Here is a 22,624-nt window from a genome sequence, read left to right as displayed (position 1 = left end):
GGGTGCCGTACACGGGTACGCGGAGTGTTGCAACGGCCGAGTGGTCCACGTCGGCACGGTCGGAGGTCACTACCACGTCATAGCCCGCCTCGACCACTCGCATGCAGACGGGCAGCCGAACATATCCCGGGCCGATGACCACCAATCTCATCGCATGACCCCGCTTCCCCGTGCGCTGCACATCGACTCTGACGACCGACAAGGGCATCTCGCGGGATCTGTGATGACCGCTCAGCCTCGCTGGCGTGAGCGTACATCACACCCGAAATGCGGCCCGCAGTTGCCTCATCAAAGCGATGACCTCGAAAACCTGACCTTAATTCCACTTGAATATCGGGTGGACGCCAATGGCGGGCCGCGGCGGCGCTACGCTGACCTGCAAGACAACGGGGTCGGTGACCCTGCCGGCCCCGCCGGCAGATCCCCTCCCCGATCGGCACGGGAGACAGGGAGACGGATGGACCAGCCTCAGACGATGGACGCGACGGTGCCCGTGGAAGAGGACCCGGACGGGTTCTCGTTGCGGGACGTGTTGCAGCTCCTGCGCCGCCGCTGGAAGGCCATCACGGCGTTCACACTCCTGGGCCTGGCCGTCGCCGCGGTCCTCACCGCACTCCAGCCGCTCACTTACACGGCGTCGGCCACAGCCGTGGTCAATCCGACCGTCACGGACAATCCGGCGGCCGCACTGAGCCAGGACTCGGTGGCCAAGTCCCGGGCGGTGCAGTTCGACGAGCTGGCCGGCTCGGCCCTCGTGGCCGAGCGGGCAGCTGCCATGGTGGACTTCCCCGTCTCGACCGGTCAGGCGTTGTCCGCGGTGACCACGTCCGTGCCCACCAACACCGCCCTGATCAAGGTCCAGGCCGAGTGGTCCGACCCCGCCCAGGCCGCCCAGCTCGCCGACGCCTGGGTGCAGGCACTGCAGGACCAGGTGGGCGAGCTCGACGCGGCGGACGGGCGAGACCCGCAGGTACAGATCGACCGCCTGCTCCCGGCTACGGCGCCCGCCTCCCCTACGTCACCCAACCCGCCTCTGAACCTCGTGGTGGGGGCCGTCCTGGGCCTCGCTGCGGGAGCCGCGCTTGCCCTGGCCCTGGAGGCACTGGACCGCCGCATCCGCAGCACGGAGGATCTTCAGCGCGCCGGGGTGACGCCCATCGGTGCCGTCCCCAAGGCCTCCGGCCTCGCGAACGGACAGCGTGTCCTGGCCAAGGCCGGCAGGCAGGACGCCGACCACTTCCGGGCCCGGGAGGCGTTCAACGAGCTGCGGATCAACCTGCAATACATGAACCCGGACGACCCGCCCCGCATCATCACCGTCACCTCCACCAGCCCTGCCGACGGCAAGAGCACGGTGGCCGCGAACCTCGCCATCGCCCTGGTCCGCGCAGGCGTACCGGCCGTCTTGGTGGACGCCGACCTGCGCCGGCCCACGGTGGCTACGACTTTCGGCCTGCCCGCGGGCGCCGGCCTGAGCGATGTGGTGGTGGGGCGGGCCAGCTTCGTGGACGTGCTCCATGAGTCCGCGGACCCGCAGGGCCTCGTGATCCTGCCTGCCGGTCAGCTCCCCCCGAACCCCACCGAGCTGCTCACCTCGGCCCGGTTCAAGGAGGCCATCGAGGCGCTCGCCGAGACGCACATGGTGATCGTGGACGCTCCCCCGCTGCTCGCCGTCCCGGACGCGTCCGTGGTGGCCACTCGGCTGGACGGGGCACTGCTCGTCCTGGACGCCGAGTCCACCACGCGTGATGAGCTGCGCCACGCCGTGCAGGCGCTCCAACGTGTCCACGCCCCGATCCTGGGCGCCGTGCTCAACCGCGTGGACTTCAAGGACCGATCCGGCCGGTACGCCTACTACCGCTCGGACTACACCTCCCCCGCATCCACCGCCTGACCTGGGCCGACCCGCACGACCTGCGCGGGCGAGGGGTACTCGCCCCGGTGGCGGGCCCGTAGTGTCTGCACCATGCGAGCACTCACATGGCAGGGAAAGCGCAACGTCGCCGTCGAGGACGTCCCGGATCCGCGGATCCAGGAGCCGACGGACGCGATCATCGAGGTCACCTCGACCGGCATCTGCGGGTCAGACCTGCACCTCTACGAGGTCCTGGGGCCGTTCATGGACGCAGGGGACGTGATCGGCCACGAACCGATGGGCATCGTCCGCGAGGTCGGGTCCGAGGTCACCCACATCCGGCCCGGTGACCGCGTGGTCGTGCCCTTCACCATCTCCTGCGGCCGGTGCTGGATGTGTCAGCGCGGGCTGCAGTCCCAGTGCGAGACCACCCAGGTGCGGGAGCAGGGCTCCGGCGCCGCACTCTTCGGCTACTCCCGGCTCTACGGCTCCGTCCCCGGCGGACAGGCCGAGCTGCTGCGCGTGCCCCACGCGGACTACGGCCCCGTGAAGGTGCCGCACACCGGCCCGGATGAGCAGTGGCTGTTCCTCTCGGACGTCGTCCCCACCGCCTGGCAGGGGGTCCAGTACGCGAACGTCCCCGACGGCGGCACGCTCGCGGTGCTCGGCCTCGGCCCCATCGGCCAGCTGGCGGCACGCATCGGCGTGCACCTGGGGTACCGGGTGATCGGCGTCGACCCGGTCCCCGAGCGCCGCGCGATGGCGGCCCGGCACGGCATCGAGGTCCTGGACGCCGACGGCGGCGAGGCCGAGGTGCTCCGCGAGCGCACCGGCGGCCGCGGCCCCGACGGGGTCGTGGACGCGGTCGGCATGGAGGCGCACGCCTCCCCGGCGGGGCATGCGGCCCACACCGCCGTGGGCCTGCTGCCCGACGCGCTCGGCCGGGCGGCCATGAAGACCGCCGGCGTCGACCGCCTGAGCGCCCTCCACACCGCGATCGACGCGGTCCGGCGCGGCGGCACGGTGTCGCTCTCCGGGGTCTACGGCGGCATGAAGGACCCGATGCCGATGCTCACCCTGTTCGACAAGCAGGTCACCCTGACGATGGGCCAGTGCAACGTCCGTCGCTGGGTGGACGACCTGCTGCCCCTGCTCGACGACCCGTCCGACCCCCTCGGCGTGCTCGACCTGACCACGCACACCGCCCCGCTCGAGGACGCGCCCGCCCTCTATGAGACGTTCCAGAAGAAGGAGGACGGCTGCGTCAAGGTGGTACTCAAGCCGTGAGGATCGTCGTCCTGGGCGCGACGGGCAACGTCGGCACCGCTGTCCTGCACCGCCTCCAGGCCGCGGACGAGGTGAGCTCGATCGTGGGCGTGAGCCGGCGCGGCCCGGACCGTGCCGGAGCGCCCTACGACGGCGTCGAGTGGCACCGCCTGGACGTGGCGGAGCCCACGGCGGCGGGGCGGCTGCGCGAGATCCTGGCCGGCGCCGACGCCGTCGTCGACCTGGTGTGGGTGATCCGCCCCAACCGCGACCGCGACCACCTGCGCGCCGTCAACGTGGCCGGCAACGAGCGGGTGTTCCGGGCCGTGGCCGAGGCGGGCGTGCCCCACCTGGTCTACGCGTCCTCGGTGGGCGCGTACGGGCCCGGGCCGAAGGGCCGCGCCGTGCCCGAGTCCCATCCCACCACCGGGGTCCCCACCTCGCACTACGCCGCGCAGAAGGCCGAGGTCGAGTCGATCCTCGACCGCGTGCAGGCCGAGCACCCCGAGCTGCTGGTGACCCGGCTGCGCCCCGGGCTGATCTTCCAGTCCGCCGCCGGGCCCGAGATCAAGGACTACTTCCTGGGCGACCTCGTCCCCGCCCGGCTGGTCGCCCGCCTGCGTACCCCGGTGCTGCCGTTCCCGCGGGGCCTGCGATTCCAGGCGCTCACGGCCCAGGACGTGGCGGACGCGTACTGGCGCGTGATCGTCCACCGGGCGGGCGGCGCCTTCAATGTGGCCGCCGACCCCGTGCTGGACGCGCACACCATGGGCACCGTCCTCGGGGCGCGCCGCATCCTGGAGCTGCCCGTGGGCTTGTTTCGCGCGGCCGCGGCGCTGAGCTACCGGGCACGGCTGCAGCCCACCGACCCGGGGTGGGTGGACATGGCCGCAGCGGTGCCCATCATGGACACCACGGCCCTGCGCGCCGCGACCGGCTGGTCCGAGACCACCGACGCCCGGGAGGCGGTCCGCCTCGTGCTCGACCATCTCGACGGTGCCGAAGGTCTGGGCAACGCCGGGCACCGCTCGCACTCGCCCACGGAATGAGGGCGATGACCTTCACCCGCCGGGCCGCCCTGACGGGCCTGCTCGGGGGCGCCGCCCTCGGGTTCACCGCCTGCACCTCCTCCGGCTACCCCGCCGACCCGGACGGCACCCTGGACCGCGTCACGGGCGGGGTGCTGCGCGCCGGCGTCGTGCACCACCCGCCCCACGTGGACGCCTCGGGCGCCGAGCCCGTCGGCCCCGAGCCCGACCTGATCCGCGGGTTCGCGGCGGCGCACGACGCACGCGTCGAGTGGACCGTGGCCGGGGAGGAGGCGCTCATGACCGCGCTGGAGAAGGGCGACGTGGACCTGGTGGCCGGCGGCCTGACGTCGGCGTCCCCGTGGACGTCGCACGCGAGCATCACCCGCGACTACGCCGAGGCGCAGGGTCCGGACGGCGAGCCGGTGAAGCTCGTGATGGCCGTGCCCCTGGGTGAGAATCAGATGCTCACGGCCCTCGAGGCGTACTTCGACCAGCACGCAGCGGAGGAGGCCCGATGACGCGGCGGGACACCCGGGAGACGGGGCCGAGCGGGCGCCGGTTCGGCGCCACGGAGCTGCCCCCGGAGATCGAGCGCGTGGTCCAGCAGGCCAAGCGGCTCGAATGGGTGACGCTGGGGGTGATCGTGGTCACGATCGTCCTCGTGGCGATCGTGATGGGCTCCTCGCAGGCCATGCGGGCCGCGTGGATCGAGGACCTGCTCTCCCTGATCCCGCCGATCGGGTTCCTCATCGCCCTGCGCGTGGCCCGCATGGCCCCGACGCGGGCCCGGCCCTACGGCTCTCACCGGTCCGTCGGGGTGGGGCACCTCGTGGCCGCCGTCGCCCTGTCCGTGATGGGCGTGGTCCTCGTCGGCGACTCCGTGCTGGGCCTGGTGACGGCGGAGCACCCGCCCATCGGCACGTTCGACCTGTTCGGGCACACCGTGTGGCAGGGCTGGTTCATGATGGCCGTGATGGCCCTGTCCGTGCCCGGGCCCATGATCCTCGGCCACAAGAAGCTCAAGCTGGCCGAGCAGCTCCACGACCGCGTGCTGTACGCGGACGCGGACATGAACAAGGCGGACTGGCAGACGGGCGTGGCCACCATCGTCGGCGTGGCCGGCATCGGCCTGGGCTGGTGGTGGGCGGACTCCGCTGCGGCGATCTTCGTGGGCGTGAGCATCGTGCTGGACGGCTGGAAGAACCTGAAGGAGGCCGTCACGAACCTGGCGGATCGCCGCGCCGCCACGATCGACGGCGCCCGGCCGCACCCGCTCATCGACCGTGCCGAGCGGGTCGCCTGGGCCGAGCCGTGGGTACGCCACGCGGGCGCCCGCGTCCGGGACGAGGGCCACGTGTTCCACGTCGAGATGTTCGTGGTGCCGCACGAGGGGGCGGACGTGACGGTGGCCCGCTGCTGCGCGCTGCGGGACGCGATCGCCGCCCTGGACTGGAAGCTGCAGGACGTCGTCGTCGCCCCGGTGGACGAGCTGCCCGCCGAGGTGCACGGCGGTCGGTCCGGGGAGCATCAGACGGGCGAGGAGTAGCCCGGGCCTCAGCCGGCCAGGAACCGGCCCTCGAGGGTGGCGGAGGTGATGCGCTGGACCTCGCGCCGCTGCTCCGCGGTCTTCTCACACAACCCGCGCATCTCGGCGGCATCGACCGCCGGCAGGTGCGGCGCCAGCTGCTCGAGGACGCGCCACATGGAGAGCTTGGCCTGGAGCATCCCCTGCAGCAGGTCCAGTTCGATCTGCGTCCAGGCGGAGCCGCGCGTGCGCAGCGCGTTCACGGGGTTGAGGCGTCCGCCGACCTCGGCCGCCGCGCCGGCGGCCCGGTCCACCAGCGGGGTGCGGAGGCCCAGTTCGCCGATGAGCGCCTCGAGGCGGTCCTGGTCCTCCTGGACGCCGTCGCCGATGCGGCGCAGCGCGGCCTCCTGCGGGGTGCCGGCCCAGGTCTGCTCGGCGGCGCGGAACGCCTTCACACCGGAGCGGGAGCCGAGCAGGTGCTGATTGAGGAAGTCCTCCAGCATCTCCTCGTCCACGGCGGCAGAGGTGGGCTCGGGGCGGGGGTGGTCAAGGCCGGTCACGGGCCCTGTCTACGGAACGCGTGGGCGTGGCGGCAAGAGGCCGGGCGCGGTCAGACGCTGACGATCTCGACCGGCTGTCCCGGGTCCGCGCCGAACCACGCGTCGGAGGGGGCGACGCCGTCGCGCACCAGGCGTGCACCGAGCGCGGCGACCATCGCCCCGTTGTCGGTGCACAGGTTCACGGGCGGGACGGTCAGCTCGATGCCGGCGGAGCGGCACCGGTCGGCGAGCAGGGCGCGCAGGCGCGAGTTCGCCGCGACGCCGCCGCCCAGCATCAGGTGGGTGAGCCCGTGCTCGCGGCAGGCGCGGACGGCCTTGGCGGTGATCACGTCCGCGACGGCCTCCTGGAAGGAGGCGGCGATGTCCGCGCGCGGCACCTCGAGGCCGCGGGCCTCGAACTGCTCCACGGCGCGGGAGACGGCGGTCTTCAGCCCGGAGAAGGACCAGTCGTGCCGGTGCGGGCCGGGCTCCTCGGCGCTGCCGACGAACTTGCCCGCGGTGAGCCCGCGCGGGAAGCGGAAGGCCGTCGGGTCGCCCTGGGCGGCGAGCCGGTCGATCACGGGGCCCCCGGGGTAGCCCGCCCCGATGAGGCGGGCGACCTTGTCGTACGCCTCGCCGGCCGCGTCGTCGATGGTCGAGCCCAGCAGCTCGACCTCGGAGCTGATCCGGCCCACGCGCAGGATCTCGGTGTGCCCGCCGGAGACGAGCAGCGCGCCCAGGTCCGCGGGCAGGTCGTCCCACTGCGCGGGCCGCACGCCGTCCAGCATGCCGACGCCCACGTGCGCCACGAGGTGGTTGATGCCGTAGAGGGGCGTGCCGAGGGCCGTGGCCAGCGCCTTCGCCCCCGCGACCCCCACCATGAGGGCGCCCGCCAGACCCGGGCCGGAGGTGACGGCGATCGCGTCGAGGTCCGCGAGGGTGACGTCGGCGGTGTCCAGGGCGCGGCGGATCGTGGGCACGAGGGCCTCGAGGTGGGCGCGGGCGGCGATCTCCGGGATCACGCCGCCGAAGCGCACGTGCTCCTCGACGGAGGAGGCGACCTCGTGGGCCAGCAGGGCGGTGCCGCGGACGACGCCGACGCCGGTCTCGTCGCAGGAGGACTCGATGCCGAGCACGAGGGGGGCTGCGGTGGCGGTGGGCATGGGCTCCAGTCTAGTGAGCGGCCCGGTCACAGGGGCTTGCGCATGATCACGGCGTCCTCGCCGCCCGGGTAGTAGCGGCGGCGCACGTGCAGCTCCTGGAATCCGTGGCGCGCGTAGAGCCGCCGGGCGGCGGCGTTGGAGGCCCGGACCTCGAGCATGAGCGAGCTCGCACCGCGCGCCGCGGCCTCCGCGGCCATCCAGCGCAGCTGGGCCGCCCCGATCCCCCGCCCCTGCTCCGCCGCGACCGTGCCCACGGTCTGCACGTCGGCGACGTCGCCGACCACCATGATCCCGCCGTAGCCGACGATCTCGCCGGGGGCGGGGCCGTCGTCGTCCGTGGAGCCGGGCGCGGCCACATCGCGGACGACGACACGGTAGTCCCGGGTGGGCGGGCGGCCGTGCGCGTCCCGTCCGCCGGCGGGGCCGGTCTGGGCGAGCTCCTCCTCGTAGAAGTGCGCGGGCCAGGCGTCGAGCGGGAAGAGCGTGGCCTCGTGGGCGAGCACCTCTGGGACGTCCCACACGGTCATGGGGCGCAGCAGGTACCCGGGCGGCAGCCCGTGCTCGTCCTCGGCGGGGCGCCCGTCGCCGGTCGGGGCCGGCTCGGCCGGGCTCACGCGCCCGCCCGCTTGCGGGGGCCGGGGACCTTGGCGTCGGACTCGCGCAGGTAGAGCGGCTCGGCGGGCACGAGGCCGCGGCCGCGCCGCAGGGCGAGCTCGGCCACCTGCCCCACCCCGACGGCGGACGGCGTGGCCGTCTCCCAGTCCGGCACCGCGCGCAGCGCTTCGGGGTAGAGCCCGGCCCCCGCGCCGTAGACGGGCAGCGGGGTGAGCTCGTCCGCGGGCGAGACGAAGGGGCCGTGCAGCAGCGTCGGCTGCCCGCCGACCTGCGCGTAGTGGGCCCAGTAGACCTCGCGGCGGCGGGCGTCCGTGGCGACCACGAACTCCTCGATCCCGTGGCGGAAGGCGTCGACGCCGGCCGCGTGGGCGAGCGCGTCGAGGCTGCGGACCCCGTGCACGGGCACGTCCCAGGCCAGGCCGAGGGCGGCCGCCGTCGCCAGGCCCGCGCGCAGTCCCGTGAAGGGTCCGGGGCCGACGCCGACCGCGAGCGCGTCCAGCGCGGTGCCGGTGACGCCGGCCTCGCCGAGCACGGTCTGCACCGCGGGGGCGAGCACCTCGGCGTGGGCGTGGGTGTCGTCCGTGGCCCAGCGCGCGAGCTCCTCACCGTCCCGCAGGACGGCGACGGAGGCGGCGGCGGAGGAGTCGATCGCGAGGAGCAGGGCCATGGCCGCCAGTCTACGGAAGCACGACGCCGGCCCAGCGCGGGCCGCGGCCGGTCACGACGGCCGAACGCAGCTCCTCGGCCTGGCCTCCGTCCTCGTCGGAGAAGTCGGTGACGATGCCGTCCTCGCCCTCCCCCGCCGGGGCCGCGGGGGCGTCCTCACCCCCGCGGGCCCGGACGATCTCGATGTCCAGCCACGAGGCGTCCGGGTCCTCGGGGAACCCGGCGAGGGACTCGGCCATGCCCCGGCCCCACTCGACGACGGTCACGGAGCGGTCGACGCTCGCGTCCAGGTCGAGGTCCGTGAGCTCCCCCGCCGAGCGCAGCCGGTACGCGTCCACGTGCACGAGGTCCGGGGTGCCCGCCGGGGCGTCGGCCGGGGCGGGGTGGACGCGGGAGAGGACGAACGTCGGCGAGACCACGCCGGAGGCCACGCCGAATCCGCTGGCCAGCCCCTGGGTGAAGGTCGTCTTGCCCGCGCCGAGGTCGCCCGTGAGGATCAGCACGTCGCCGGCGCGGAGCACCCCGGCGAGGGCGCGGCCGAACGCCCGGGTGCCGTCGGCGCCCTCGAGCGGGACCGTCGCCGTCAGCACGGGCTCGGGCAGGGTCGCGCCCGGGGCGGGGATCGCGTGGTCGCTCATGGGCGGGCCTCCTGGGTCGGCGTGGGGTCCACGTGCTGCCGGTCCACGCGGCCCCCGATGCGGGTCACCAGCTCGTAGTTGATCGTCCCGGCGGCCGCGGCCCACTCCTCCACCGGAATGCCGGAGGCCGGTCCGAACAGCTCGACGGCGTCGCCGGGCGCGTCCGCGGCGTCCGGGCCGAGGTCCACCACGAACTGGTCCATCGCGATGCGGCCCACCACGGGGACGGCCCGGCCGCCGACGTGGACGCGCGTGCCCTCGACGACCCGCGGGACGCCGTCGGCGTAGCCGACGGGCACGAGCCCGAGCGTGGTGGGCTCCGCCGTGACGTGGCGGAACCCGTAGGACACGCCCTGCCCGGCGGGGACGGCCTTGACGTTGGCGAGGACGGTGACGAGGGACATGGCCGGGCGCAGCCCGAGCTCGGCCGCGGTGACGTCCGCGAACGGCGAGAGCCCGTACAGGCCCAGGCCGACGCGCACCATGTCCAGGTGCGTGTCCGGCCGGGCGAGGGCGGCGGGCGTGTTGGCCAGGTGGCGCAGCAGCGGGTGGCCGAGCGTCTCGGCGGCCTCGGCGGCCATCCGTTCGAACCGCAGCAGCTGCGCCGTGGTCTCGGCGGCCCGGTCCGGCTCGTCCGCCACGCCGAGGTGGGAGAACACGCCCTCCACCCGCACGAGGCCCGCGGCCTCGAGCTCGGCGGCATGCGCCACGAAGGCGGGCCACCGCTCGGGCGTGCAGCCGTGGCGGCCCAGGCCGGTGTCCGCCTTCAGGTGCAGGACGGCGCGGACGTCTTGTCCGGCCCCGCCGCGGGCCCGCAGCCCGCGGACGGCGTCGGCGGCGGCGTCGAGGTCCCAGCCCGAGACGCCGAGGGTCACCTCCGCCTCCACCGCGGCGGCGAAGTCCGTGGCCCCGGTGTGCAGCCACGCGAGCACGGGCAGGCGCACCCCCGCCGCGCGCAGGGCCAGGGCCTCGCGCACGTGGGCCACGCCGAGCCGGTCCGCGCCGGCGGCCGCGGCGGCGCGGGCGACGGCCACCGCGCCGTGGCCGTAGGCGTCGGCCTTGACGACGGCGGTCAGCAGCGGCCGGCTGCCGTCGGGGCGGCGGATCCGCTCCCGCAGCACGCCCACGTTGTGCCGGACGGCCGCCAGGTCGATGCGTGCGGCGCGCTCGGTGTCGACCGGGCTGACGTCGGCGAGGCTCATCGGACGGACTCCGGCTCGGCGTCGTCCGGCCACCACAGGCGCGCGACGCGCGCCCCCAGCGCGGCCGGCAACGTGGCCGTGGTGATCCGTCCGGCGCGGGCCTGGTCGGCCCCGGCCCGGGCGTGCAGCCAGGCGGCGGCGGCCGCGAGCCGGGCCGTGGGCGCCGGGCCGGGATCCTCCCCGGCCCGGCGCGCCCGCGAGCGCCGCGCCACGTCCGCGGCCAGGACGGCACCGATCGCCCCGGAGAGCACGTCGCCGGTGCCGCCCATCGCGAGTTCGGGCCCGCCGCCGGTCACGACCCACGCCTCGCCGTCCGGGGCGACCACGAGGGTGCGCGGACCCTTGAGCAGGACGGTGGCGCCGTGCGCAGCGGTCCACGCCCGCAGCGCCGCGAGCGGGTCGGCGGTGTCGGCGCCGTCCGCGGGGACGCGCTCGCGCAGCCGGGACCACTCCCCGGCGTGCGGCGTCAGGACCACGGGCGTGCCGGCCGCGCGCAACGACCGCAGCTCGGCGGCGGTGACCAGGTCCAGGGCCGAGGCGTCGGCGACCAGGGCCGCCTCCGGCCGTTCCTCGAGCGCGGCGAGGACGCCGGCCCAGCGCCGCCGCGCGTCGTGCTCGGTGTCCAGGCCGGGGCCGGCCACCCAGGCGTCCGCGCGCGACGGCTCGGGCCCATCCGCCGAGACCAGCGCCTCGGGGTGGGCGGCGAGCACCAGGTCCCGGGTGGTCTGCGGGCCGGCGTGGTGCACCATGCCCGCGCCCGTCTGCAGCGTGCCCGCGCTCGCGAGCACGGCGGCCCCCGGGTAGCGCTCCGATCCGGCGACGACGGCCACCACGCCGCGCGTGTACTTGTGGGCCTTGGCTGCGGGGGCCGGGTGGGCGGTCCGTGCGGCGGCCTCGTCCATCACGCCCAGCCGCGCGGCCGGCGACGTCGGCAGGTGCGGTCCCAGCCCGATGTCCACCACGTGCACGGTGCCCGCGCGCGCCGCCCCCTCCCCGAGGACGAGACCGGACTTGAGGGCGCCGAACGTCACGGTCGCGTCCGCGCGGAGGGCCTCCCCCCGCACCTCGCCGGTGTCCGCGTCCACGCCGGAGGGCACGTCGCACGCCAGCACGAGCGCCTCCGCCGGCAGCGCGCGCGCCGCGGCGGGCAGCTCATACTCGCCGGTGAAGCCCGTGCCGAGCACGCCGTCCACCACGAGCGCGGCCTCGGGCGGCACCGCGTCCGCGCGGCGTCCCCCGGCCGCCTGCAGCGCAGCCCAGCCCTCGGCGTGCCAGCGCGGGGCGCCGTCGTCGTCCCGGCGGACGGGCACGGCGACCGCGGCCACGCCCCGGCGGCGCAGGAAGGCGAGGGCGAACAGCGCGTCCCCGCCGTTGTTGCCGGGGCCGACGAGGGCGGCCACGGTCGCCCCGGCCACGGGGCCGCGCTCACGCAGCAGGGCGGCGGCGTGCTCGGCCAGGGCCCAGGCGGCCGCGCGCATCAGCTCCGGGCCGCGCCCGGCCGCGAGCAGGGGCTCCTCGGCCGTGCGCACGGCCGAGCCGGTCACGGCGATGCGGGTCAGGTCATCGGCGGTCATGCGGACTCCTCCTCGGCCGCGCGGCGTTCGGCGACCACGTAGGCGGTGGCGACGTCCCCGTCATGACTGAGGGAGAGGTGCCAGTGGGTGATGCCCAGGGCCTCGGCCTGGGCCTGGACGGTGCCGGTCAGGTGCACGGTGGGGCGGCCGTCGCCGTGGTCCGGGCGCGGGATCCAGCAGTGGTGCCACATCATCCCGGGCGGGGCGCCCATGGCCTTGGCGACCGCCTCCTTGGCGGCGAAGCGCGCGGCCAGCGAGCGCAGCGGCAGGTCCCGCTCGTCCTCGGTGAACAGGCGTGCGCGCAGCGCCGGCGTGCGCTCGAGCTGCGCCCGGAACCGCGGGACGTCCACCACGTCCACCCCCACGCCGACGATCACACCGCCCCCGCCCGCCGGGCGCCCACGACGACGGCGCCGGCCTCGTCCCCGACGGGCTGCCCGCGCAGTCGCTTGGCCAGGTCGAGCGGCCACTGCAGCACGCCGGGCAGCTGCTGGTCGCAGCCCGGCGTGAGCATCGCCTTCCCGTAGGCCAGCACGCCGTAGACGCCGTGCTGCAGGCGGCCGAGCCGGTCGAAGCCGGCGTCGAACGCGTACAGGGACACACGGCCCTCCTCGGGGGTGAAGCACCGCTCCGCCAGCAGCCGCGCGCGCTCCACGTGCTGGTGGAAGGTGAGCACGCCCAGGTGGTGCAGGCCGAGCTCGCGCATGCGTTCGCCCGCGTGGATGACCTCGCCCTGGGTGGTCACCGGATCGGGCGCGAAGCACTCGACGGTGACGCCGGCCAGCCGCGGGTCGCGCTCCTCCGGGCCGCCGCACAGCTTCTCGTGCCCGTCCGGCCCCAGGTACGCGGAGACGAAGAGCCGGTCGGTGAGGCCGGACGCGGCGAGCTCGATCGCGGCGTCGTAGACGCGGGGCTGGCTGTAGAGGACGAGGAGGGCGTCCACACGCGGTGCGTCGTCCGGGTGCGGGTCCGTCACGGCGTGCGTGGCCCACCCCGCGCCGAAGGCCAGTGCCAGCGCCGCCAGGGTGGCCACGGTGGCGCAGAGGGCCCGCGCCCACCGCGGCAGGCCACGGCGGACGCGCCCCCGGTCGACCCGCTCGTTCATGCGCCCTCGGGCACCTGCCGCAGCACGACGGTGGAGCGGGCCGGGAGCTCAAGCACGTCCCCGGCACGCACGCGGGGGCGGGTGCCGTCCGGGGCGACGTGGGACGAGGTGTCCACGACGACCTCCCACTCCGCCGGGAACGTGGGCCCGGGCAGGGTGTACGGCACGGGCTCCCACCACGCGTTCATGAGGACGTAGAAGTCCCGGTAGGGCTCCTCCCCTTCCTCGTCCCCGCGGGTGAGCATGTGCCCGTTGAGGTAGAAGCCGATCGACCGGGCCTCGGCGCCCCAGTCGTCCTCCGTCTTGGCGGTCGCGTCCGGCTCGAGCCACACGATGTCCGGCAGGGGCGCCTCGACGTCGCGGGCCGCGGGGCGACCGTCGAAGTGGTGGCGACGGCGGAACACCGCGTGGTCACGGCGCAGCGCGATCAGGTCGCGGGTGAACGCCACGAGCGAGTCGTCCATGGCGGACCAGTCGATCCACGAGATCTCGTTGTCCTGGCAGTAGACGTTGTTGTTGCCGCCCTGGGTGCGGCCCAGCTCGTCGCCGTGGCTGATCATGGGCACGCCCTGGCTGATCAGCAGGGTGGCCAGGAAGTTGCGGCGCTGGCGGGCGCGGAGCGTCACGACCTCGGGGTCGTCGGTCTCCCCCTCCACGCCGCAGTTCCACGAGCGGTTGTGCGCCTCGCCGTCGTTGTTGTCCTCGCCGTTGGCCTCGTTGTGCTTCTCGTTGTAGGAGACGAGGTCGCGCAGCGTGAAGCCGTCGTGGGCCGTGACGAAGTTCACGGACGCACCGGGGCCGCGCCCGTCCCCCTCATACAGGTCGGCCGAGCCGGTCAGGCGGGTGGCGAACTCGCCGAGGGTGCCGGGCTCGCCGCGCCAGAAGTCGCGTACCGCGTCCCGGTACATGCCGTTCCACTCGGACCAGAGGCCGGGGAAGTTGCCCACCTGGTAGCCGCCCCAGCCCACGTCCCACGGCTCGGCGATGAGCTTGACGGTGCGCAGCACCGGGTCCTGGCGGACCACGTCGAAGAACCCGGAGAACATGTCCGGGCCCTGCTCCCCCTCCACCCGGGTGAGGGTGGTGGCCAGGTCGAACCGGAAGCCGTCCACGTGCATCTCGGTGACCCAGTAGCGCAGGGAGTCCATGACCAGCTGGAGGGCCTTGGGGCTGGAGAGGTCCACCGAGTTCCCGGTGCCCGTGTAGTCCATGTAGTGCCGCTCGTCGCCCTCGACGAGGTGGTAGTAGCCGGCGTTGTCCAGCCCGCGCAGGCTGAGCATGGGGCCCTTGTCGTTGCCCTCGGCCGTGTGGTTGTAGACCACGTCGAGGATCACCTCGAGACCAGCGGCGTGCAGGTCCTTCACCATCTGCTTGAACTCGCGGACCTGGCCGCCCACCTCCGAGGAGGAGGCGTAGGCGGCGTGCGGGGCGAAGAAGCCGAGCGTGTTGTAGCCCCAGTAGTTGCTCAGCCCCTTCTCCTGCAGGGTGGCGTCGTTGACGAACTGGTGCACGGGCATCAGCTCGACGGCGGTCACCCCGAGCTCGGTCAGGTGGCGGACCACCTCCGGGTGGGCCATGCCCGCGTAGGTGCCGCGCAGCTCCTCGGGGACGGCGGGGTGCAGCTTGGTCATGCCCTTGACGTGGGTCTCGTAGATCACCGTGTCCGTGAGCTCGACGGCGGGTGGGGCGTCATCGCCCCAGTCGAAGTCCTCGGCGACGACGACGCCGAGCATGCTCGTGCCCAGGTTGTCCGAGGTATCGATGCGGTCCGGCTCGTCGAAGTCGTACGAGTGGTGCTGCTGGCCCCACTCGTAGTCGCCGGTGAACGCCCGCGCGTACGGGTCCACGAGGATCTTGGCCGGGTTGTGCCACAGGCCGCGGGCGGGGTCCCAGGGGCCGTGCACGCGGTAGCCGTAGCGCTGCCCGTGGCCGATGCCCGCCACGTGGGCGTGCCATGTGGTGCCGTGCCGCTCCTCGAGAGGGATGCGCGTCTCCGTGCCGTCGTCGGCGACGAGGCACAGCTCGACCGCCTCCACCTCGCGGGAGACCGCGAGGGCGAAGTTGGTGCCGGTCTCGTCCACGGTGGCCCCGAGGGGGTACGGCTGGCCGATCTCCACTGTGTGCATGACTCTCCGGGGTCTCGTCGTGCGGCCCGCCGGGTGCGGCGGGCCTCCTCGGGGAGTCTACTGGGGCGGGAGGACACCGTCCCGGACGCGTCGCGGGCCCGGCCGCTGTGTGGCGGCCGGGCCCGGCAGGAGAGGTCTCGGTGGCCTCAGCGGCGGATCACTCCACCGTGACGGACTTGGCGAGGTTGCGCGGCTGGTCCACGTCGTAGCCCTTCGCCGTGGCGAGCTCGAGGGCGAAGATCTGCAGCGGGACCGTGGTCAGCAGCGGCATGAGCATCGGCTGGGTCTCGGGGACCTCGAAGACGACCTCGGCCTGGCCGCGCACGGCCGCGTCGCCGCGCTCGGCGACGGCGAAGGTGCGGGCGCCGCGGGCGCGGACCTCCTGGATGTTCGAGACCACCTTGGCGTGCAGCGAGTGACGGTCCAGGGGCGAGGGCATGACCACGAAGACCGGCTGGCCGTCGTCGATCAGGGCGATCGGGCCGTGCTTGAGCTCGCCCGCGGCGAAGCCCTCGGCGTGGATGTAGGCGAGCTCCTTGAGCTTGAGCGCGCCCTCCATGGCCACCGGGTAGCCGACGTTGCGGCCGAGGAACAGGACGGAGGTGGCGTCGGCCATGGAGCGGGCGAGCTCCTTGACCTGGTCCTTGGCGGCGAGGATCTCCTCGATCTTGCCGGGGATCGCCCCGAGGTCCGCCAGGATGTCCTTGATCTGGCCGCTGAACAGCTTCTTGTTCAGCTGGGCCAGGTACAGGCCCAGCAGGTAGGCGGCGGTGATCTGCGCCAGGAACGCCTTGGTGGAGGCGACGGCGATCTCGGGGCCGGCGTGCGTGTAGAGCACGGCGTCCGACTCGCGCGGGATCGTGGAGCCGTTGGTGTTGCAGATGGACACGGTGCGGGCGCCCTGCTCCTTGGCGTAGCGGACCGCCATGAGGGTGTCCATGGTCTCGCCGGACTGGGAGATGGACACCACGAGGGTGTGCGGGTCGATGATCGGGTCGCGGTAGCGGAACTCGTGGGAGAGCTCCACCTCCACGGGGATCCGGCACCAGTGCTCGATGGCGTACTTGGCCACCGTGCCCGCATAGGCGGACGTGCCGCACGCCAGGACGATGATCTTGTCGACGGCCTTGAGCTCCTCGGGGTCGATCCGCAGCTCGTCCAGCATCAGGGCGCCGGCGGCGTCCGTGCGGCCCAGCAGGGTGTCCTGCACGGCCTGGGGCTGGTCGTGGATCTCCTTCTCCATGAAGGTCTCGAAGCCGCCCTTCTCCGCGGCCGAGGCGTCCCAGTCCACGGTGAAGCGCTTGCCGTCGGCGGGGCCGCCCCGGAAGTCCGAGATCTCGACGGCGTCGGCCGTGATCGTCACGACCTGGTCCTGCTCGAGCTCGATGGCCTCGCGGGTGAAGTCGATGAAGCCGGAGACGTCCGAGCCGAGGAAGTTCTCCCCCTCGCCCAGGCCGACGACGAGCGGCGAGTTGCGGCGCGAGGCCACCACGCGGTCGGGGTGGTCCACGTGCACGGCCAGCAGGGTGAAGGCACCCTCGAGGCGCTGGGAGGCCAGCTGCATGGCGCGGGTCAGGTCCTGGCCGGCCGCGTGCCGGTAGACGTCGGCGAGGAGGTGGGCGGCCACCTCGGTGTCCGTCTCGGAGAGGAACTCGACGCCCTTGGCGAGCAGCTCCTCGCGCAGCTCGGCGTAGTTCTCGATGATGCCGTTGTGGATCAGCGCCAGGCGGCCCTCGTCCGCCACCTGCGGGTGGGCGTTGCGGTCGGTGGGGCCGCCGTGGGTGGCCCACCGGGTGTGGCCGATGCCGACGAGGCCGGTGGGGATGGGGTGATCGGCGAGCTCCTCGGCGAGGTTGGCGAGCTTGCCCGCCTTCTTCCGGTGGTACAGCTGACCGCCGTCCACCACGGCCACACCGGCGGAGTCGTATCCGCGGTATTCAAGACGACGCAGGCCCTCCATCAGGACGTCGAGAGCGCCGTGCTCACGATCCGACTGGGGCTGGCCGATGTATCCGACGATTCCGCACATGCGCACGAGAATACCGGGCCGGACCCGACTTCGGCGCACGGCGGGCCGGGTCACTCCGTCCGGGACGAGAACCCCGCGGGGTTGGCCTCCTGCCAGGCCCAGAGGTCCCGCACCATCGCGGTCACATCGCGTCGGGCGTGCCAGCCCACCTCGGCGCCGATCGCGTCCACGGCCGCGCACGACTCGGCGATGTCCCCGGGCCGGCGCTCGACCACGCGGTAGGGGATGCGGCCGCCCGTGACCGCCTCGAAGGCGCGCACCATCTCGAACACGGTGACGCCCTCGCCCCGGCCGATGTTCCAGACCCGGGTCGTCGTACCGCCCCCGGCCGCCACCCGGGCCGCGAGCCAGTCGAGCCCGGCCACGTGCGCCTCCGCGAGGTCCATCACGTGGATGAAGTCGCGCACGGCGCTGCCGTCGCGCGTGTCGAAGTCCGCGCCGAACACCCGCAGCTCGGGGTACGCGCCGGAGGCCACCCGCGCCACGAAGGGCATGAGGTTCGCCGGCACCCCGCTCGGGTCCTCGCCCAGCCGCCCGGAGGGATGCGCGCCGACCGGGTTGAAGTAGCGCAGCATCGCCAGCCCGCCGCCGTCGACCGTGGCGCAGACGTCGCGCAGCACCTGCTCCGCCATGAGCTTGGAGTGTCCGTAGGGCGAGACCGGGTCCGTGGCCGCGTCCTCGGCGACCGGCACCGGCGCGCGGTCGCCGTACACGGTCGCGGAGGAGGAGAACAGGACCGTGCGGACGCCGGCCGCGAGCGCGGCCTCGGCGACGGCGGCCGTGCCGCCCACGTTCACGTCGTAGTAGGCGGCGGGGCGGGTCATCGACTCGGTGGGCGACTTCAGCCCGGCGAAGTGCACGAGTGCGGCCGGGCCGAAGTCCGCGAGCGCCCCGCGGTAGTCCTCGGGGCGGCGGATGTCGGCCACGTGCAGGCGCAGCCGCGACCCGCCCAGACGCGTTCCGGCGAGCTCGGCGACGCGCTCCAGCGACGTCGTCGTCGCCGTGACCAGGCTGTCCAGGACGAGGACGTCGTGGCCCGCCTCGAGCAGCGTGAGCACGGTGTGGGATCCGAGGTATCCGGCACCGCCGGTCACGAGAACGCGCATGGGCCGATCCTATCCGGGCCCTGTGACGTCACGCGGGGGCCCGCTCCGGGCGGGCCGCGGCCATAATGGATCGGGTGACCTACACCCCCCCGACCTCCGAGCTGCCCCTCGTGGGCCCCGAGGAGCCCGCGGACGCCGTGCCCGACGGCCACCAGCGCTCCCCCTTCGTGGAGCTGGACCGCCAGACCTGGGCCCGTCTCGCCTCGGAGATGGCGCAGCCCTTCGACCAGGCGGACGTGGAGCGTCTGCGCGGCCTCGGCGAGCATCTGTCCCTGCGCGAGGTTGCCGAGGTCTACCTTCCGCTCTCGCGCCTGCTGAGCATCAACGTGGAGGCCTCCGCGGCCCTGCGCAGCGCGACCAACGCGTTCCTCGGCGAGCGGACGGGGCGCACCCCGTACGTGATCGGGGTGGCCGGGTCGGTCGCCGTCGGCAAGTCGACGACGGCGCGCGTGCTCCAGGAGATGCTGCGCCGCTGGCCGACGACGCCGCGCGTCGAGCTGGTCACCACGGACGGCTTCCTGCACCCCAACGCGGTGCTGCACGAGCGCGGCATCATGTCCCGCAAGGGCTTCCCCGAGTCCTACGACCGCCGCGCGCTGCTGCGCTTCATGGCGGACGTCAAGTCCGGGGCGCAGGAGGTGCGCGCGCCCGTGTACTCGCACATCACCTACGACATCGTGCCGGGCGAGGAACAGGTGGTGCACCGTCCCGACGTGCTGATCGTGGAGGGACTCAACGTGCTGGCCCCGCCGCGCACCCGGGCCGACGGCACCGCCGGGCTCTCCGTCTCCGACTTCTTCGACTTCTCGGTGTACGTGGACGCGCGCGCGTCCTGGATCCGGTCCTGGTACATCGACCGGTTCATGGGTCTGCGCTCGGGGGCCTTCGCCGACCCGCGCAGCTACTTCCACCGGTACTCCTCCCTGTCGGACGCCGAGGCTCAGGCGACGGCCGAGTCCATCTGGGACTCCATCAACGGCCCGAACCTCGAGCAGAACGTGCGCCCGACCCGCGGGCGCGCCCGGCTGGTGCTCACGAAGAACGCGCAACACGAGGTGACCCGCGTGCTGCTGAGGAAGGTCTGATCCATGCGTCGCACCCTCCCTCTCGCCGCGCTGGCCGCGCTCGCGCTGCTCGTGGCCGGTTGCGGCACGCCCGCCGCGGGCCCGTCCTCGACGCCGACGACGCCGACGTCCGGCGCCGCGAGCGCGGCCGCGTCGTCCGGCGCCGCCTCGAGCACGGCGCCGTCGTCGAGCACGCACGCCGACCCGGCCGCCCTCGACGTCGTCGTGAACAAGACCCGCCCCGTGGCTCCGCCCGACTGGGCGCCCTCGGATCTGGTGGCCGTGCCCGGCAGCGAGCTGCCCCTGCGCGCGGAGGCCGCGACGGCGGCCGGTGACCTGCTGGATGCCGCCGCGGCGGCGGGTCACCGCCTCACCACCCTGAGCGCCTACCGCTCGTACGACTACCAGGTCCGGACGTACGGCCACTGGGTCGACGAGCTGGGCCGCGCCGAGGCCGACCGCGTCTCGGCGCGTCCGGGGTACTCCGAGCACCAGACCGGCCTGGCCTGGGACGTGGGCGACGCCGCGACCCCCGCGTGTGACCTGGAAGCGTGCTTCGGCGACACCGCCGCGGGCCGCTGGGTGGCCGCGCACGCCGCCGAGTACGGGTTCGTCATCCGCTATCCCGTCGGGGCCGAGGACGTGACGGGCTTCGCCCACGAGCCGTGGCACCTGCGCTACGTCGGGTCCGCGGAGGCGGCCCGGGTCGAGGCGGCCGGCGGCGTCCTCGAGACCGCGTGGGGCCTGCCTCCGGCGCCGGACTACGCGGACTGAGACGCACGACTCGCTCGACGGTGTACCGCGCCGAATTCGCCACACGTAGGATTCTCCCCATGCTCCAGGGATTCAAAGACTTCATCATGAAGGGCAACGTCCTCGACCTTGCCGTCGCCGTCATCATCGGCGCCGCCTTCGGCAAGATCGTGAACGCGCTCGTCGAGGCGGTCCTCATGCCGCTCATCGCCGCCGCCGTGGGCTCGCCGAACTTCGACTCGTTCGCCGTGCTGACGGTCAACGGCAACGACGTGAAGTTCGGCGTGCTGCTCACCGCCATCGTCAACTTCCTGCTCATCGCCGCGGCCGTGTACTTCGCCATCGTGATGCCGATGAACAAGATGACCGAGGCCCGCAACCGCCGCCTCGGCATCGACCCCGCCGAGGAGGAGGTGCCCGCCGACGTCGCCGTGCTCACCGAGATCCGCGACCTGCTCGCCGAGCGCCGCGGCGGCCCCACCTCCGGGACCACCACCCTCTGATCTCCCCCTGTCCGACGCCGAAGGGCCCGGGACGACTCACACGAGTCGCCCCGCGCCCTTCCTTCATGCCCTCGGCGGCACCGGGGCCGTGCCCTCAGGGCCGCGACGTCGTCCGGTCCGCGCTGGACCCGGCGTCCGGGGCGACCTCCGAGTCCTGCCGGTCCGGATCCAGGCACGGCAACCACTCCACGGGGGCGCTCTGCCGCGCACACACGGGCGCGTCCACGGCGAGGAACGCGGCCGACCACAGGACCGCCAGCCCCGCGAGCAGCCCCGCGAACAGGGTCCAGCGGCGGGGCCGGGGGGCCGCGTCCGACGTCATCGGTCCGGTCAGTCGTGCAGGCGCAGCTCGCGCTGCACGACGTCGGCCAGCACCTGGGCCTCCCGGCCGGCGGTCTCCTCGTCCGGGGCCTCGACCATGACGCGCACGACCGGCTCCGTGCCCGACGGGCGCAGCAGCACGCGGCCGGTCGCGCCGAGGCGGGCCTCCGCCTCGGCCACCGCCGCCTGGACGGCCTCGTCCTCGGCGGCGCGGGACTTGTCCACGCCGCGCACGTTCACGAGGACCTGGGGCAGCCGGTCCATCACCGCGGCCAGCTCGGAGAGCGGGGTGCCGGTCTCGGCGACGCGCGAGGCGAGCTGCAGGCCGGTGAGGACCCCGTCACCGGTGGTGGCGTGGTCCGAGAAGATCACGTGGCCGGACTGCTCGCCGCCGAGCGAGTAGTCGCCGAGCTTCATGCCGGCCAGGACGTAGCGGTCGCCCACCTGGGTCTCGACGAGCTGGACGCCCTCCCGGCCCATGGCCAGCTTCAGGCCCAGGTTGGACATGACGGTCACGACCAGGGTGTCGTCGCGCAGGACGCCGCGGTCCTTGAGTGCCACGGCCATGACGCCCATGATCTGGTCGCCGTCGACGACCTCGCCGCGCTCGTCCACGGCGAGGCACCGGTCGGCGTCGCCGTCGTGCGCGATGCCGAGGTCCGCGCCGTGCTCGCGCACGGCCGCCTGGAGCTTCTCGAGGTGGGTGGAGCCGTAGCCGTCGTTGATGTTGAGTCCGTCCGGGGACGCGCCGATCACCACGACCTCCGCGCCGGCGGCGCGGAACGCCTCGGGCGAGCAGCCGGCGGCCGCGCCGTGTGCGCAGTCCAGGACGACCTTGAGCCCGTCCAGCCGGTGCGGGAGGGTCTGCAGGAGGTGGAGGACGTAGCGGTCCTCGGCGTCCGCGAAGACGCGCACGCGGCCCACGTCCGCGCCCTGGGGCCGCCGCGGCGTCACGCCCTCGAGGTGACGGATGATCTCGTCCTCCTGCGCGTCGGTCAGCTTCTCGCCGCCGCGCGCGAGGAACTTGATGCCGTTGTCCGGGGCCGGGTTGTGGGAGGCGGAGATCATCACGCCGAAGTCGGCGTCCAGGTCCCCCACGAGATAGGCGGCGGCGGGAGTCGGCAGCACGCCGGCGTCCCACACGTCCACGCCCGAGGACGCCAGACCCGCCTGCACGGCGGCCGCGATGAACTCGCCGCTGATGCGCGGGTCCCGGGCCACGACGGCGACCGGGCGTCGGCCGGCGTCGAAGGCCTCCGCGCCGAGGACGGGCGAGGCGGCCTGGGCCAGCTGGACGGACAACTCCACGGTGAGGGTCTCGTTGGCCAGGCCACGGACGCCATCGGTTCCGAACAATCTCGACATGATCAGTCAGTGTAGGGGCCGCCCCTGCGGCCTGCATCACGGGAGGGTCACGAAACGGGCCCGGGGGCGGTAGCATCGGACCGGTCGAGCCCCCGCGGCCGCGCGCCCGTCCGCTCACATCCGCCCGGGAGGCCCCGCCCCGAACCCGAAGGACCTCGATCCATGCCCGACGTGACCC

At 74.1% G+C, this 22,624-nt stretch carries 22 protein-coding genes; 8 read left to right on the top strand and 14 right to left on the bottom strand.

Going from position 1 to position 22,624, the window contains the following annotated elements; all coding sequences use genetic code 11:
• Window positions 1-457: 457 nt before the first annotated feature.
• The 5 genes from J1M40_RS08315 to J1M40_RS08295 all read left to right on the top strand — a co-directional run bounded on the left by J1M40_RS08315 (window position 458) and on the right by J1M40_RS08295 (window position 5,698).
• Window positions 458-1,894: a polysaccharide biosynthesis tyrosine autokinase gene (locus J1M40_RS08315; protein ID WP_206450682.1), complete on the top strand. Its 1,437-nt coding sequence runs from the start codon at window positions 458-460 to the stop codon at window positions 1,892-1,894.
• Window positions 1,895-1,966: 72 nt separating this feature from the next.
• On the top strand, window positions 1,967-3,142 hold the full coding sequence (locus J1M40_RS08310; RefSeq protein ID WP_145015318.1) for an alcohol dehydrogenase catalytic domain-containing protein: 1,176 nt from the start codon (window positions 1,967-1,969) through the stop codon (window positions 3,140-3,142).
• Window positions 3,139-4,170, top strand: a complete 1,032-nt coding sequence (locus J1M40_RS08305; RefSeq protein WP_206450681.1) for an NAD-dependent epimerase/dehydratase family protein — start codon at window positions 3,139-3,141, stop codon at window positions 4,168-4,170. Before J1M40_RS08310 ends, J1M40_RS08305 begins: the two co-directional genes overlap by 4 nt.
• A gap of 5 nt (window positions 4,171-4,175) precedes the next feature.
• Complete coding sequence (locus J1M40_RS08300) at window positions 4,176-4,670, top strand: ABC transporter substrate-binding protein (protein ID WP_069941270.1); 495 nt, start codon at window positions 4,176-4,178, stop codon at window positions 4,668-4,670.
• Entirely contained in the window at window positions 4,667-5,698 is a 1,032-nt protein-coding gene (locus J1M40_RS08295; RefSeq protein ID WP_206450680.1) for a cation diffusion facilitator family transporter, read from the top strand. The genes J1M40_RS08300 and J1M40_RS08295 overlap by 4 nt, the downstream gene beginning before the upstream one ends.
• 8 nt (window positions 5,699-5,706) lie before the next feature.
• On the opposite strand, the gene J1M40_RS08290 is transcribed toward J1M40_RS08295, so the two are convergent.
• The 12 genes from J1M40_RS08290 to galE all read right to left on the bottom strand — a co-directional run bounded on the left by J1M40_RS08290 (window position 5,707) and on the right by galE (window position 18,440).
• Entirely contained in the window at window positions 5,707-6,237 is a 531-nt protein-coding gene (locus J1M40_RS08290) for a hypothetical protein (RefSeq protein WP_206450679.1), read from the bottom strand.
• Window positions 6,238-6,287: 50 nt separating this feature from the next.
• A complete protein-coding gene (gene tsaD / locus J1M40_RS08285; RefSeq protein WP_070708738.1) occupies window positions 6,288-7,379 on the bottom strand; it encodes a tRNA (adenosine(37)-N6)-threonylcarbamoyltransferase complex transferase subunit TsaD in 1,092 nt (363 codons plus the stop codon).
• Window positions 7,380-7,405: 26 nt separating this feature from the next.
• Complete coding sequence (locus J1M40_RS08280; RefSeq protein ID WP_206450678.1) at window positions 7,406-7,993, bottom strand: GNAT family N-acetyltransferase; 588 nt, start codon at window positions 7,991-7,993, stop codon at window positions 7,406-7,408.
• A complete protein-coding gene (gene tsaB, locus J1M40_RS08275; protein WP_206450677.1) occupies window positions 7,990-8,661 on the bottom strand; it encodes a tRNA (adenosine(37)-N6)-threonylcarbamoyltransferase complex dimerization subunit type 1 TsaB in 672 nt (223 codons plus the stop codon). The genes J1M40_RS08280 and tsaB overlap by 4 nt, the downstream gene beginning before the upstream one ends.
• A 10-nt stretch (window positions 8,662-8,671) precedes the next feature.
• Window positions 8,672-9,298 carry a tRNA (adenosine(37)-N6)-threonylcarbamoyltransferase complex ATPase subunit type 1 TsaE gene (gene tsaE, locus J1M40_RS08270; RefSeq protein WP_036315863.1) on the bottom strand — a complete coding sequence of 209 codons (627 nt, stop codon included), beginning with the start codon at window positions 9,296-9,298 and terminating at the stop codon, window positions 8,672-8,674.
• Window positions 9,295-10,500 (bottom strand): alanine racemase, encoded by a 1,206-nt coding sequence (gene alr, locus J1M40_RS08265; RefSeq protein WP_206450676.1) that lies wholly within the window; start codon window positions 10,498-10,500, stop codon window positions 9,295-9,297. The genes tsaE and alr overlap by 4 nt, the downstream gene beginning before the upstream one ends.
• The gene (locus J1M40_RS08260) at window positions 10,497-12,074 is read right to left on the bottom strand and encodes an NAD(P)H-hydrate dehydratase (protein ID WP_206450675.1); all 1,578 of its coding nucleotides are present in this window, start codon (window positions 12,072-12,074) and stop codon (window positions 10,497-10,499) included. Before J1M40_RS08260 ends, alr begins: the two co-directional genes overlap by 4 nt.
• A complete protein-coding gene (locus J1M40_RS08255; protein ID WP_036338002.1) occupies window positions 12,071-12,451 on the bottom strand; it encodes a holo-ACP synthase in 381 nt (126 codons plus the stop codon). The genes J1M40_RS08260 and J1M40_RS08255 overlap by 4 nt, the downstream gene beginning before the upstream one ends.
• Window positions 12,448-13,179 carry a hypothetical protein gene (locus J1M40_RS08250; RefSeq protein WP_070709052.1) on the bottom strand — a complete coding sequence of 244 codons (732 nt, stop codon included), beginning with the start codon at window positions 13,177-13,179 and terminating at the stop codon, window positions 12,448-12,450. The genes J1M40_RS08255 and J1M40_RS08250 overlap by 4 nt, the downstream gene beginning before the upstream one ends.
• Window positions 13,176-15,305, bottom strand: coding sequence for a glycogen debranching protein GlgX (gene glgX / locus J1M40_RS08245; protein ID WP_036315853.1), 2,130 nt, complete (start codon window positions 15,303-15,305; stop codon window positions 13,176-13,178). The genes J1M40_RS08250 and glgX overlap by 4 nt, the downstream gene beginning before the upstream one ends.
• A 157-nt stretch (window positions 15,306-15,462) precedes the next feature.
• Window positions 15,463-17,334 carry a glutamine--fructose-6-phosphate transaminase (isomerizing) gene (gene glmS, locus J1M40_RS08240; protein WP_206450674.1) on the bottom strand — a complete coding sequence of 624 codons (1,872 nt, stop codon included), beginning with the start codon at window positions 17,332-17,334 and terminating at the stop codon, window positions 15,463-15,465.
• A 50-nt stretch (window positions 17,335-17,384) separates the two neighbouring features.
• Window positions 17,385-18,440 carry a UDP-glucose 4-epimerase GalE gene (gene galE / locus J1M40_RS08235; RefSeq protein WP_041103284.1) on the bottom strand — a complete coding sequence of 352 codons (1,056 nt, stop codon included), beginning with the start codon at window positions 18,438-18,440 and terminating at the stop codon, window positions 17,385-17,387.
• Between the two features lie 110 nt (window positions 18,441-18,550).
• Here galE and coaA point away from each other — a divergent pair, with 110 nt between their 5' ends.
• The 3 genes from coaA to mscL are packed head-to-tail and all read left to right on the top strand — an operon-like array spanning window position 18,551 to window position 20,760.
• On the top strand, window positions 18,551-19,525 hold the full coding sequence (gene coaA / locus J1M40_RS08230; protein ID WP_227717996.1) for a type I pantothenate kinase: 975 nt from the start codon (window positions 18,551-18,553) through the stop codon (window positions 19,523-19,525).
• Window positions 19,526-19,528: 3 nt separating this feature from the next.
• Entirely contained in the window at window positions 19,529-20,278 is a 750-nt protein-coding gene (locus J1M40_RS08225; protein ID WP_206450673.1) for a D-alanyl-D-alanine carboxypeptidase family protein, read from the top strand.
• 59 nt (window positions 20,279-20,337) lie between these two features.
• The gene (gene mscL, locus J1M40_RS08220; RefSeq protein WP_095353616.1) at window positions 20,338-20,760 is read left to right on the top strand and encodes a large conductance mechanosensitive channel protein MscL; all 423 of its coding nucleotides are present in this window, start codon (window positions 20,338-20,340) and stop codon (window positions 20,758-20,760) included.
• 94 nt (window positions 20,761-20,854) lie between these two features.
• Here mscL and J1M40_RS08215 read toward each other — a convergent pair whose 3' ends face one another.
• Together J1M40_RS08215 and glmM are read right to left on the bottom strand one after the other, a co-directional pair.
• On the bottom strand, window positions 20,855-21,082 hold the full coding sequence (locus J1M40_RS08215) for a hypothetical protein (RefSeq protein WP_010080407.1): 228 nt from the start codon (window positions 21,080-21,082) through the stop codon (window positions 20,855-20,857).
• A gap of 8 nt (window positions 21,083-21,090) precedes the next feature.
• Window positions 21,091-22,446 carry a phosphoglucosamine mutase gene (glmM, locus tag J1M40_RS08210; protein WP_179288534.1) on the bottom strand — a complete coding sequence of 452 codons (1,356 nt, stop codon included), beginning with the start codon at window positions 22,444-22,446 and terminating at the stop codon, window positions 21,091-21,093.
• Window positions 22,447-22,624: the final 178 nt, after the last annotated feature.

The sequence above is a fragment of the Micrococcus sp. KRD026 genome (assembly GCF_017168445.1).
Taxonomy (GTDB): domain Bacteria; phylum Actinomycetota; class Actinomycetes; order Actinomycetales; family Micrococcaceae; genus Micrococcus; species Micrococcus luteus.
The sequence above is the reverse complement of the archived record's forward strand: the minus strand, read 5'-3'. Positions and strand labels throughout refer to the sequence as shown.